The organism is Stenotrophomonas sp. SKA14, from assembly GCF_000158575.1.
GTDB lineage: Bacteria > Pseudomonadota > Gammaproteobacteria > Xanthomonadales > Xanthomonadaceae > Stenotrophomonas > Stenotrophomonas forensis.
Map to the genome: position 1 here is coordinate 1,135,548 of NZ_DS999412.1, position 12,633 is coordinate 1,148,180.

Sequence of the window (12,633 nt, forward strand, 5' to 3'; positions counted from 1 at the left end):
CGCGCCCGCCCCCTGACAGTTTTCGGGCGCGTCCACCCACGAAAAAGAAAAAGAAGATCAAAAGCAAAAGCGGCCTGGCGGATCGCTTCATTGCCTTGTGTAGAGCCAAGCCGTGCTCGGCTCACGAGCAAGCGCAGCGCGCGACCCGCTTTTGATCTTCTTTTCTTCTCCGTGGGTGGCAGGCCACCGAAATCTGTCAGAGGGCGGTCGGGTTGGGTACGCGGGGGTGTCAGCCGCATGGATGCGGCTGCCAAGCCTCCAGGGACGGATTCACGGCGTCCCCCGCGTACTCGACCCGACCGACCCACTCGCAGCTTTTGCTTTCAGCGACCAACCCCACCCACGAGGGGCTGCGCCGTTGGCTGGAAATTTCCTGACTCTGCGCAACGCCCGTTGTGGAAGCGTTCTCACAGCAGCCCGCAGCTGCAGTGGCACTGACCGAAGTCCATAAAAAATGTTATCCGGTTCACACTTTTACGCTGCGTTGATCCTGATCAATGGACTTGTCGTAATCGGCCTGCACAATGGCGGCCCGTTCGGCACGGCGCGCCGTCAATCGTTGCAGCGCGAGGGGGCGTCGGGCGGGAAGCAGTACTGATCCAACGGGTACAGGGAGCGCGGGGCACTGCCACTGGGGAGCGGCAGCCGCGCAGGTACCGACCGGATCCGGTCGCCGGTTGCGTCTGCGGGGATGGGGACGCAACCGGCAACCTCTATCTGAATGGGGCGGGTCGATCACGACGTCTTCACATTTCCCGCTGAACGCGGGCAAATCGTTGTGATTCATGGTGTTAGGGGTTTTAATTCATCCATGACCTGCTAACCTGCGACGATGATTCGACGCACTCTGGCCTGCATGCTCACCCTCGGCCTGGTCGCCTGCGCGACCCAGCCGAAGTCCCCACCGTCTTCGCCCCAGGCCAGCAGTACGCCGCGCCAGCCCGCCAGCAAGGCCCATGGCCCGGCCGAGGCCGCGCCCGAAGCCACTGCGGCCACCGCGCCGCCGGTCGATCTCACCCCGGTGCCGTTCGAGGTCGCGCGGGCCCGCTTCATTGCCGATACCGCCAAGCGCTATGGCCTGAAGCCGGAGCAGATCAGCAGCGTGCTCGACCAGGCGCAGGTGCGCCAGCCGATCATCGCCGCCATGTCGCGCCCGGCCGAACGGGTCAAGCCGTGGAACGAGTACCGGCCGATGTTCATCAGCAAGGCGCGCATCGATGGCGGCCGCGCGTTCCTGGCGCAGCATCGCGCCGAGCTTGATCGCGTGCAGCAGCGCACCGGCGTGCCGGCCGAAGTGATCGTGGCGATCATCGGCGTGGAAACCAGTTACGGCAAGAATGCCGGCAGCCATCGCGTGCTGGATGCGCTGTACACGCTCGCGTTCTATTACCCGCGCAGCGGCGATCCGGCCAAGCTGGAACGCGAAGTGCGCCGCGAGCTGTTCTTCCGCGATGAGCTGGCCAAGCTGTTCGAACTCGGCCGCGAAGAGAAGCTGGACATCACCACGCTCAAGGGCAGCTACGCCGGTGCGATGGGCATGGGCCAGTTCATGCCGTCCAGCTATCTCGATTACGCGGTGGACGGCAATGGCGATGGCCGCCGTGACCTGTTCAACAGCTATGACGACGTGTTCTCGTCCATCGCCAACTACTTCGTGAAGAAGGGCGGCTGGGTGCGGGGCGGCCAGGTCGCCGTTCCGGCCACGCTGGCGCCGGGGCGCGAGGAGTTCAACCCGACCGAGTGGATGCCCACCTGGTCGCTGGCCGACCTGGCGCAGCGTGGCTACCGGCCGAGCGCGCCGGTACAGCCGGGCGCCACCGCCACGCCGATCACGCTTGAAGGCAGCGCCGGCAAGCAGTACTGGCTGGGCTTCCAGAACTACTACGCGATCACCCGCTACAACCTCTCGAAGATGTACGCGATGGCCGTGTTCCAGTTGTCCCAGGCCATCGCCGGACAGGAGCTGCCCCCGGCATGAACATCAGATGGTTGGCCCCAGGCTTGATCGTCCTCGCGCTGGCGGCCTGCAGCAGCGCGCCGAAGAAGCCGGCCACGGCCGGCCATGGTGGCAAGTCCAGCGGCACGCTGGTGCAGGGGCGCGGCTCGCGCCCGGCGCATTGCCCCGACGGTTCGCCGTATGCAGCGGCCAAGGAAGACCTGAGTACCCGCGGCAACTACACCGCCGGTGGCCTGTACAAGCCGGGCGTGCGCGACAGCACGCCGGACTACATTCCCAACGTGGCCTGCATTCCCGAGCCGGAAGTGACCGCCGAGGAACGCTCGGCGATCGGCAACAAGTCGCCGTACGTGGTGCTGGGAAAGTCGTACAACGTGCTTGACGACACCCGTAACTACGTCGAGCGTGGCACCGCGTCGTACTACGGCGCCAAGTTCCATGGCCGCCTGACCTCCAACCGCGAGGTCTACGACATGTACCAGTTCACTGCCGCGCACAAGACGCTGCCACTGCCCAGCTTCGCCCGCGTGACCAACCTCGACAACGGCGAGTCGGTGATCGTGCGCGTCAACGACCGGGGGCCGTTCCATGATGGCCGCGTGGTTGACCTGAGCTATGCCGCCGCCGTGCGCCTGGGCATCACCCAGCGCGGCACCGGCAATGTCGAGGTGCGCGCGCTGCAGCCGGGCGAGAGCAATCTGCTGGCGCAGAAGCCGTCGCGCCGCGAGCGCCGCGCCGCCGAAGCGGCCGCCGCCAGCGCCGTGGCCAGTGCACGACCGGCACCGGCGGCGCGGGCCACCGCCGACAGCGACATCGATCGCCTGGTCCAGCGTCTGCCGGCCGACGGCATGCCTGCACGTGGCCAGCCGGCCACCACCCAGGGCGTAGCCAGCACCGCGCCGGACGTGGCGGTCAGCAGCCTGCCGCCGAGCGCACTGCCGGTGCGCAGCACCGCACCGGCCCCGGTTGCAGTGGCCAGCGCGGCACCGCGTGCGGCTGCGCCGGCCCCGGTGCGTCCCGCCCCGACGGCGCCCAGCCTGTCGCAGCAGGTGGTCGGCGCGGTGATGGTGCAGGTCGCCAGCTTCTCCAACCGCGACAACGCCAACCGCGCGATGGGCCAGCTCAATGCCGCAGGCATCGTCGGCGCCACCATCAGCGACATCGCGGCCGGTGGCCGCACGCTGTTCCGCCTGCGCGTACCCGCCAGCGACCATGCCAGTGCCGCGGAACTTGTCGGCCGCATCGCCGGTCTGGGCCTGGGGTCGCCGCAGATCGTCAAGGATTGAACCGCCCGGGCCGGTGCTGCCGGCCCGTGCTCCCCCGGCCTTACAATGGCCGTTACGTTCCACCCTCCATTCCCGGCCGTCCCCTGGAGCCTGCTGTCCAATGAATTTCCGTTCCGCCGCCACTGCCCTGGCCGCCACCCTGGTGGTGGGCCTGGCTTCCGCCCAGACGCCGCTGCCGACTCCGGCTACGCCGGCGCCTGCCGCCGCCGCTGCTGCCCCGGCCACTGTCGCCACTCCGCCGGCCCCGGCGCCGAGCGTGTCCAAGGCCTGGGTGCTGATGGACTACGCCACCGGCCAGGTGCTGGCCGGCGAAAACGTCCACGAGCAGCTGGCCCCGGCCAGCATCACCAAGGTGATGACGTCCTACGTGATCGCCGCCGAGGTCAAGAACGGCAAGGTCCGTGCGGATGACCAGGTGATGATGAGCGAGCGCGCCTGGCGCGAAGGTGGCGCCGGTACCGATGGCAGCTACAGCGGCTTCCCGGTCAACCAGACCGCGCGCCTGGAAGACATGGAAAAGGGCATGGCGATCCAGTCCGGCAACGACGCCGCGATCGCCCTGGCCGAGCACGTGGCCGGCAGTGAAGAAGCCTTTGCGTCGCTGATGAACAGCTACGCCGCCAAGATCGGCATGAAGGACTCGCACTTCGTCAACGCCCACGGCCTGACCGCGCAGGGCCACCACAGCACCGCCTACGACCTGGCGCTGCTGGGCCGCGCGATGGTGCGCGACTACCCGGAAACCTACGCGTACAACAAGATCAAGGAATTCCAGGTCGGCAACATCAAGCAGCCGAACCGCAACCTGCTGCTGTGGCGCGATGGCAGCGTCGATGGCATCAAGACCGGCCACACCTCCGAGGCCGGTTACTGCCTGATGAGCTCGGCCCAACGTGGTGACCAGCGCCTGATCGCCGTGGTGCTGGGTGGCGCGTCGGAAAAGCAGCGCGCCGACGACAGCCTGGCCCTGTTGAACTGGGGCTTCCGCTTCTTCGAGACCCACCGCCTGTACGAGCCGGGCAAGGCCGTGGCCGAGCACAAGGTCTGGAAGGGCACCACCGACAAGGTGCAGCTGGGCGTGGCCCAGCCGATGCTGGTCAGCGTGCCGCGCGGCCGCTACAACGACCTGAAGCCGAGCATCGATGTGCCCAAGACCCTGGAAGCACCGTTCACCGCCGGCCAGCAGGTCGGTACCGTGAAGGTCACCCTGGATGGCAAGGTCATCGCCGAAGCACCGCTGGTGGCGGTGGCCGCCGTCGAGCAGGCCGGCTTCTTCAAGCGCCTGTGGGACAGCTTCTGGATGTGGTGGGAATCGGAATGATCCACGCCGCGGCGTGATGAACGAAAAGGCCGGCGAAAGCCGGCCTTTTCTGTTTCCGGATGCCGGCGCCGCATGAGCCCATCCGGATGCAGGTAGTGCCGGCCGCTGGCCGGCTCCTCATCACTCCATCCGGATATGCCAGCAGCCGGCCAGCGGCCGGCACTACCATCCCCCCCTCGCTTACAGCGAGCGAAGCAAACCGGTGTGCCGACCAACGGTCGGCACCTACCCGCTTCACCATCACCCCCTCGCTTACAGCGAGCGGCTGATGGTGAAGCTGCCGAACACCGGCGACTGGCGCTGGCCGTAGAACTCGCGGGTGCTGTGGTAGCGCGCGACCGCGAACTTCCAACGTCCGCGCATCACCGCGATGCCATAACCGCCCTGGGCCACCACGTGGCGCTTGTCCACGCTGTGGCTGCTGCGGAACGTGTTGCCGTCCAGGGTGATGTCGCGGATCACCCACGCCGCGTCGGTGGTCGCGAACAAATGCCACGACCAGCCGCTGGGACGGCCGCCGCGTGTCGGCGCCGTGTTCTCGCCGGCCGGACGCAGCGGTGTGCTGCCGAAATCATCGGGCAGCTTCCAGCCGAAACGCACTTCACCACCGGCATTGGCCTTGGTTTCCAGGTTGCCGATCGCACCGCCATAGTGGCTGATCGCATCCCAGCCCCAGCCGCCGGCATTGACGCTGGCATCGGCCGGCCAGCGGCGCATGCGCTCGTGGGTCAGCATGAACAGCGGTTCGTTGTGCAGCTGGTTGTCCCAGCCCTCGAACTTCTTGTCATTGAGGATGTTGTGCACCGCATCCTGCACCTGCTTGCCCTGTGCCCACGGACCGACCACGCCCAGCGTCAGCTGCGTGGTCTGCAGGCGGTCGCCGCTGCGCGCGTTGAAGCCGAAGCTGGCGATCAGCACGCCGGCATACGGTCGATCATCCTTGATCAGGTCGCGGCGGGCGGGATCGGTCGGGGTGAAGATGCCCTGGCCGATACTGAAGATCATGTTCTGCTGCTCGAACCTGCCCGGGTGCAGGCCTTCCAGGTACTGGTTCACCCAGCGCGCCATGCGCGGCAGGCAGGGGTCGTCGGTGTAGTCGACCAGGTTCGGCGAGACCAGGGTCAGCTGGGCGCCGTTGGTGTAGCCCTGGTCCTGGTGGCGGCCACCGAACAGGTCGTTGTCGACGCGGATGTTGACCTGGGGCGGGTGGTCGCGCATCGCATCCGGGCCGCATCGTTCGGCGGCCTGGGCGGCAAGGGGGAGGGCAGCGGCAAGCAGGCCGGACAGCCCGAGGGCTGCAAGGCGGCGTTGGGAAGGGGGGCTCATCGGGGCGCGGATTCTTTTGTCGTTTTCAGCCGCGACACGGTACCCCCAGGGCCGCCCCGAAACGACCACCTGCCGCTCACTTGTCTGTTCCGAAAACAACATTGTCCAACCGACACAATGTGATACGTGGAGTCGGGGCCGGCCCGCCGGCTGGCGCCATCGCCCGGGTTGGCCAAGTCTGTCGTCATCCGCACTTCCAGTCAGCTGCGGTTGTGGTTGGGTCCCTGCATGCCCTATCCTCTGCGCCGGCGCCTGGGGAGGCGCCACCAAAGGATTCAGGTCCCAGACCCTTTCTCAACCCATGGATTGTGCTTCGCCGACGGCGAAGTGCTGGATGACTCATATGAACAAATCGAATTCGCTCGCCCCTGTGCTGGCCTGCGCGCTGCTGGGTGCCGGCCTGTTGGGCGTCAGTGCCCCGGCGTCGGCCGGTCTGCGCGACAGCTTCGCCAACAGCCGCACCTCTGCCCAGGAGCAGAGCAAGAAGGGCCAGGCCGAGATTCCCGTCTGCACCAAGCCGCTGGGTTCCATCTCGGTGATCGAGCCGGAAGACGTGGTGAACTGGTGGACCGGGCAGCAGCTGCCGGCGCCTTCGAAGCTGATCAAGGTCTTCGTCAACAAGTCCAAGTGCTTCACCCTGGTGGACCGTGGCGTCGGCATGGCCGCCGCCCAGGCCGAGCGTGCGCTGGCCAGCGAAGGCCAGCTGCGCGGCCGCTCCAACATCGGCAAGGGCCAGATCCGCGCCGCCGACTACGTGCTGGTGCCGGACCTGATCTCGCAGAACAGCAACGCTGGCGGCAACGCCATCGGTGGCCTGCTGGGCGGCCTGATCGGCGGCAAGGCCGGCGCGGTGGTCAGCGGCCTGAACTTCCGCAGCAAGACCGCGGACGTGACCCTCACCCTCACCGACGTGCGCTCCTCCGAGCAGGTGGCCATCGTCGAGGGCAACTCCAAGAAGACCGACCTGGGCTGGGGCGCCGGTGGCGGCCTGTTCGGCGGTGGCGGCATCGGCGCGATGGGCGTGGGCGGCTATGCCAACACCGAAATCGGCCAGGTGATCACCCTGGCCTACCTGCAGGCCTACACCAACATGGTGGCCGAGCTGGGCGGCCTGCCGGCCAATGCCTCGGCGGCCAACTCCGGCCAGGCGGTAACCATGCTCAAGGCCGGTCGCCTGCTGGCCAATGCCAAGGGCACCGGCGCACCGGTGCGCTCGCTGGAGCCGGGCATGCTGCTGTACCCCACCGGCGTCAAGGAAGGCACCATGTGGGAAGTGGAAGACGAAATGGGCAACAAGGGCTGGGTCAATTCCACCCTGATGGAAACGGCCAAGTAAGCCGCCTGCGTGCCGGCCCCGCGCCGGCACGCGCCGCCTGCCGGGGCCGGCCTTCGTGGACGGCCCTGCCAGGGGCGCGGCCCCGCTGCAACGCAGCGGCTCGCCGGTGCCGCCTTTGACTTTGATGAATACTCTTGGGTTTGTTGCCCTGCGGCCCGATAATGGGGGGCATGGAAATCAAGTCCGACAACCCCGACCACGGCTTCCAGTTCCCCGGCCAGTTCGAGCTCAGCGCCATGGGCCCGGCCAACCGCGGCCTGGAGCATGAGCTTCCCCGTCTGCTGCTGGCTGCCGGCATCGATGTGGTGAACGAACGCATCAGCTGGAAGCATTCGTCCAACGGCAAGTACGTGTCCGTCCGCATCGTGTTCAAGGCCGAGAGCCGCGAGCAGTACGACCTGGCGCACCAGGCGCTGCGCGACCACCCGGAAGTGAAGTGGACGCTGTAGCCGACAGCTGCCTGGCCGAAGCCGCCCCGGAAGACCGCGCGCCGCGTCCGGCGGTGGTCCGTGACCTCGGCCGCCAGGCCTATGAACCGGTGTGGCGCGCCATGCAGCGCTTCACCGACCAGCGCAGCGACGCCGACGCCGACGAGCTGTGGGTGGTCGAGCACGATCCGGTGTTCACCCTGGGCCAGGCCGGCAAGGACGAGCATGTGCTGGCGCCGGGCGAGATCCCGGTGCTGCATGTGGACCGCGGCGGCCAGGTGACCTATCACGGCCCCGGCCAGATCGTGGTCTATCCGTTGCTGCGCCTGCCGCGGCTGGGCATTGGTGTGCGCGACTATGTCTGCCGCATCGAGCAGGCCCTCATCGATACCCTGGCCGAGTGGAACATCGGTGCCGAACGCCGCGAGGGTGCCCCGGGCGTTTACGTCGGCGGCGCCAAGATCGCCGCGCTCGGCATCCGCGTGCGCCGCGGCTGTACCTTCCATGGCCTGGCCTTCAACGTGTCCATGGACCTGGAACCCTTCCACCGCATCAACCCCTGTGGCTATCAGGGGTTGCAGGTGACATCGGTAGTAGACTTGGGCGGGCCCTCCGGGATGGAGGCCGTCAAGCCGGTGCTGCTGGACCACCTGGCCCGCCAGTTCGGCCTGCTGCTGCAGCACACGCCCGAACTGCCCGATCTTTCTGCGGCCGCCTGACCGCCCCCCGGAACTGCCATGACTGAAACCACCGCCCGTTCCATTCCCCTGCAGATCGTGCAGGGCGACTCTCCGTCCGCCGCGCCGTTGCAGGCCGGGGTCAAGCAGCTGGGCGGTGACAAGATCAACCGTTCGCCGGTGCAGTTCGCCGATGCGCCGGTGCTGCGCAAGCCGTCCTGGATCCGCGTGCGCATTCCCTCGGGCAATGCCGTGCAGAACCTGAAGGCCAAGCTGCGCGAGAACCGCCTGGTGACCGTGTGCGAGGAGGCCAGCTGCCCGAACATCCACGAATGCTTCGGCCACGGCACGGCCACCTTCATGATCCTTGGCGAGGTCTGCACCCGCCGCTGCTCGTTCTGCGACGTGGCGCACGGCCGCCCGAAGCCGCCGGATGCCAACGAGCCGGCCAGCCTGGGCCAGACCGTGGCCGACATGGGCCTGAAGTACGTGGTGGTGACCAGTGTCGATCGCGATGACCTGCGCGACGGCGGTGCCCAGCATTTCGTCGACTGCATCAGCGCCATCCGCGAGAAGTCGCCGGGTACCCGCATTGAAGTGCTGACCCCCGATTTCCGCGGCAAGGGCCGCATGGAGCGCGCGCTGGAGATCCTGGCGCAGAACCCGCCGGATGTGTTCAACCACAACATCGAGACCGTGCCGGACCTGTACCGCAACGTGCGCCCGGGCGCCGATTACCAGTGGTCGCTGAACCTGCTGAAGAACTTCAAGGCGCAGCACCCGGAGGTGCCGACCAAGAGCGGCATCATGCTGGGCCTGGGCGAGGAGTTCGAGCAGATCAAGGCCACCATGCGTGACCTGCGCGCGCATGACGTGGACATGATCACCATCGGCCAGTACCTGCAGCCGACCGCGCACCACCACCCGGTTCTGAAGTACTGGACCCCCGAGGACTACAAGGCGCTGGAAGACTACGGCTACGAGCTGGGCTTCAGCCACGTGGCCTCCGGCCCGATGGTGCGTTCGTCGTACCACGCCGACGTGCAGGCCAAGGGCGCAGGGGTCTCCTGACGACCCAGGCGGGCGCGGCCCGCCGCCTTCGGTGGGTGCGAACCTTGGTTCGCACGCCTTTGCCTGCTGTAGAGCCGAGCCCATGCTCGGCTGCTTGCTGGTGGCCTGCCGAGCAAGGGCTCGGTCCCGCCTTCGCCTGCATTCACAATTTGCTACACCGGCCCCGCTAGGCTGGTTTTCCACCGAGCGCGGCCGGGTGACAAACCCGGCAACTTTCGGCACTGTCGTGGTGTCTGAACACCCTGCAGTCTCCCCCTTGGCAAGGCGCCTTCGAGCACGTCAATGAAATTCAAAGCCCCCGCATTCCTGATGGCCCTGGCGCTGGTCGCGCCGCTGGCGCTGGCGGCCAAGGCCGACTCGCCCGCATTGCCCGCGGCGGCCACCGCCGATCAGGTGACCACCTCCAAGCTGGTGTACGGCCTGTTGTCCGACAGCCGCTACGCCTACCGCCCGCGTGCGCTGGACGAGGCCACCTCCAAGGACGTGTTCAAGCGCTACCTGGAGACGCTGGACGGCGGCAAGCAGTACTTCACCCAGGCCGACGTGGCGCGCTTCGCGCCGTTCGAAGCCAATATATCTTCGGCCATCCGTGGCGGCGAGCTGGAGCCGGCGTTCCAGGTGTTCGCCGTCTACAAGCAGCGCGTGGGCGAGCGCGTGGCCTACGCGCGCAAGCTGCTCAAGCAGGAGCCGGACTTCACCACCGACGAGCGTTTCGAATACGACCGCAAGAAGGTGCCGTGGGCGGCCAGCAGCGCCGAGCTGGATGAGCTGTGGCGCAAGTCGGTCAAGAACGATTGGCTGCGGCTGAAGCTGGCCGGCAAGAAGCCGGACGACATCCGCAAGACGCTGGACAAGCGCTATGCGACGCTGGAGAAGTCGGTCAATGAACTGAAGGGCGAAGACGTCTTCCAGTTCTTCATGAACTCGTACACCAGCGCGGTTGATCCGCACACGGATTACTTCACCCCGCGCACTGCCGAGAACTTCAACCAGGCGATGTCGCTGTCGCTGGAAGGTATCGGCGCGCAGCTGCAGCGCCAGGACGACGTGGTGGTGATCCGCGAGATCATCGCCGGTGGTCCGGCCGCGGTGGATGGCACGCTGAAGCCGGGTGACCGCATCGTCGGCGTCGGCCAGGGCAAGTCCGGCCTGGTCGAGGACGTGATCGGCTGGCGCATCGATGATGTCGTGGCCAAGATCCGCGGCGCCAAGGACACCCAGGTCAAGCTGGAATTCATTCCGGCCGCGGAAGGCGCTGACGGCAAGCACCACACCCTGGTGCTGACCCGGCAGAAGGTGCGCTTGGCCGAACAGGCCGCCAAGGGCGAGACCATGACCATTCCGGCCGCCAACGGTGAGCCGGCACGGAAGGTCGGCGTGATCAAGCTGCCGACCTTCTACCAGGACTTCGAAGGCCGCCGCCGCAATGCCGCCGACTACGCCTCGGCCACCCGCGACGTGGCCAAGCTGCTGGCCGGTTTCAAGAACGACAAACTGGACGGCGTGGTGCTGGACCTGCGCAACAACGGCGGTGGTTCGCTGGATGAGGCCATCGAACTGACCGGCCTGTTCATCGAACAGGGCCCGGTGGTGCAGGTGCGTGAGTCCGGTGGCCGCGTCACCGTCAACAGCGACCGCAACCAGGGCGTGGCCTGGGACGGCCCGCTGGCGGTGCTGATCAACCGCGGTTCGGCCTCGGCCTCGGAAATCTTCGCCGGCGCCATCCAGGACTACGGTCGTGGCCTGGTGATCGGTGAGACCAGCTTCGGCAAGGGCACCGTGCAGAACATCGTCGACCTCGATCGTTGGCCGAGCGGCGAGACCCAGCGCTTCGGCCAGGTCAAGCTGACCATTGCCCAGTTCTTCCGCATCAGCGGCAGCAGCACCCAGCACAAGGGCGTGGTGCCGGACCTGGCCTTCCCGGCCAGCGTCGATGCCACCGAGTTCGGCGAAAGCACCTACGACAACGCATTGCCGTGGACCCGCATCGCCGCCGTGCCGCACACCCAGTACGGCAACTTCGCACCGCTGCTGCCGAAGCTGGAAACCCGTCACGACGCACGCATCGCCACCGACAAGGAATTCCAGTGGTGGAACGAGGACGTGCAGCAGTTCCGCACCGAAGCGGCAAAGAAGTACATCTCGTTGAACGAGGCGACCCGCCGCGCCGAACGCGAGCGCCAGGATGCCCAGCGCAAGGAACGCCAGGTGCAGCGCAAGGAACTGGGCCTGGCCCTGGACCCGCTGGCCGATGACAGCAGCGACGACGGCCTGACCGGCAACGAGCGCGACATCGTCAAGGATGCTGCGCGCGAGAAGGCCGCCGAGAAGCGTCCGGACCCGCTGCTGCGCGAGTCGGCCTCGATCCTGGCCGATGCGGTGAACCTGCTGGCCAACGACCGCCCGCTGTCGGCGCAGGTACTGCCGCAGTCCACCGGCGCAGGTCGTTGGGCCGACTGATCCGCCAAGCGCGCGTATACCCGAGGGGCCGGCATTGCCGGCCCCTCTGCTTTTCCGTGCATGAACCGGGAACAACGCGGGCTGTCATGTCGACCTGCCACACACGGCCACAGGACTACGCTTGGCGGTACCGTCCTCGCAGGAGTACCCATGCGGGCCTCCCGTCTTTCCAGCGCTGCCGTCGCCCTTGCCAGCGCCCTGTTCCTGTCGGCCTGTGGTGGCCGCGCCGCCGACAGCACCCTGCTGCGTGAATCCTTTGATTCCGGCGACACCTTCTCGCGCACCGTCGATGGCCGTCCCGGCGACGCCTGCGAAGCGGCGCGGCGGACCCTGCTCAGCCAGGGCTATGCCATTGCCCGCTCGGACGAGGCACAGGTGGAGGGCAACAAGAATTTCCAGCCCCGCGACGACGACCACGAGCAGCTGGTACTGCGCATCTCCTGCGCGCCGCGTGGCAGCCAGACGCTGGTGTTCGTCAGCGCGGTGCAGGACCGCTACGCGCTGAAGAAGAGCCCGACGTCGGCCAGCGTGGGCGTGGGTGCCTTGGGTTCGGTATCGCTGCCGTTCGGCAGCAATGATGATTCGCTGGTGAAAGTGGCCAGCAGTACGGTCACCGATGCCGAGTTCTATCGTCGTTTCTTCCAGCGCCTGCAGCAGTACCTGCCTGCGGACACAGCCACGCCCGCGCCGCCTGCTTCGCCCGTACCTGCGACTCCGGAACCTGCACCGGCCAGCACGGGCCAGGGGTGAGCGTGCGCGGCAGGTTGATCG

10 protein-coding genes are annotated in these 12,633 nt (G+C 67.3%); 9 read left to right on the forward strand and 1 reads right to left on the reverse strand.

Going from position 1 to position 12,633, the window contains the following annotated elements:
- The first annotated feature begins 832 nt into the window (after positions 1-832).
- The 3 genes from mltB to SSKA14_RS05305 all read left to right on the forward strand — a co-directional run bounded on the left by mltB (position 833) and on the right by SSKA14_RS05305 (position 4,564).
- Positions 833-1,978 carry a lytic murein transglycosylase B gene (gene mltB / locus SSKA14_RS05295; protein ID WP_040007079.1) on the forward strand — a complete coding sequence of 382 codons (1,146 nt, stop codon included), beginning with the start codon at positions 833-835 and terminating at the stop codon, positions 1,976-1,978.
- On the forward strand, positions 1,975-3,243 hold the full coding sequence (locus SSKA14_RS05300) for a septal ring lytic transglycosylase RlpA family protein (protein WP_040007081.1): 1,269 nt from the start codon (positions 1,975-1,977) through the stop codon (positions 3,241-3,243). Before mltB ends, SSKA14_RS05300 begins: the two co-directional genes overlap by 4 nt.
- A gap of 100 nt (positions 3,244-3,343) precedes the next feature.
- Entirely contained in the window at positions 3,344-4,564 is a 1,221-nt protein-coding gene (locus SSKA14_RS05305; protein WP_008264856.1) for a D-alanyl-D-alanine carboxypeptidase family protein, read from the forward strand.
- A 252-nt stretch (positions 4,565-4,816) separates the two neighbouring features.
- Here SSKA14_RS05305 and SSKA14_RS05310 read toward each other — a convergent pair whose 3' ends face one another.
- A complete protein-coding gene (locus SSKA14_RS05310; protein ID WP_040007082.1) occupies positions 4,817-5,890 on the reverse strand; it encodes a lipid A deacylase LpxR family protein in 1,074 nt (357 codons plus the stop codon).
- A gap of 343 nt (positions 5,891-6,233) precedes the next feature.
- Here SSKA14_RS05310 and SSKA14_RS05315 point away from each other — a divergent pair, with 343 nt between their 5' ends.
- From SSKA14_RS05315 to SSKA14_RS05340, 6 genes are all read left to right on the forward strand, one after another.
- Positions 6,234-7,226 carry a CsgG/HfaB family protein gene (locus tag SSKA14_RS05315; RefSeq protein ID WP_008267582.1) on the forward strand — a complete coding sequence of 331 codons (993 nt, stop codon included), beginning with the start codon at positions 6,234-6,236 and terminating at the stop codon, positions 7,224-7,226.
- Between the two features lie 170 nt (positions 7,227-7,396).
- The gene (locus SSKA14_RS05320; RefSeq protein WP_005411067.1) at positions 7,397-7,675 is read left to right on the forward strand and encodes a YbeD family protein; all 279 of its coding nucleotides are present in this window, start codon (positions 7,397-7,399) and stop codon (positions 7,673-7,675) included.
- On the forward strand, positions 7,663-8,373 hold the full coding sequence (gene lipB, locus SSKA14_RS05325; protein WP_008265965.1) for a lipoyl(octanoyl) transferase LipB: 711 nt from the start codon (positions 7,663-7,665) through the stop codon (positions 8,371-8,373). The genes SSKA14_RS05320 and lipB overlap by 13 nt, the downstream gene beginning before the upstream one ends.
- A gap of 18 nt (positions 8,374-8,391) precedes the next feature.
- Complete coding sequence (lipA, locus tag SSKA14_RS05330) at positions 8,392-9,402, forward strand: lipoyl synthase (protein ID WP_008264764.1); 1,011 nt, start codon at positions 8,392-8,394, stop codon at positions 9,400-9,402.
- A 282-nt stretch (positions 9,403-9,684) separates the two neighbouring features.
- Positions 9,685-11,862, forward strand: coding sequence for a carboxy terminal-processing peptidase (locus SSKA14_RS05335; protein WP_008267560.1), 2,178 nt, complete (start codon positions 9,685-9,687; stop codon positions 11,860-11,862).
- 150 nt (positions 11,863-12,012) lie between these two features.
- Positions 12,013-12,612 carry a DUF2242 domain-containing protein gene (locus tag SSKA14_RS05340; RefSeq protein WP_008265692.1) on the forward strand — a complete coding sequence of 200 codons (600 nt, stop codon included), beginning with the start codon at positions 12,013-12,015 and terminating at the stop codon, positions 12,610-12,612.
- The last annotated feature ends 21 nt before the right edge of the window (positions 12,613-12,633 follow it).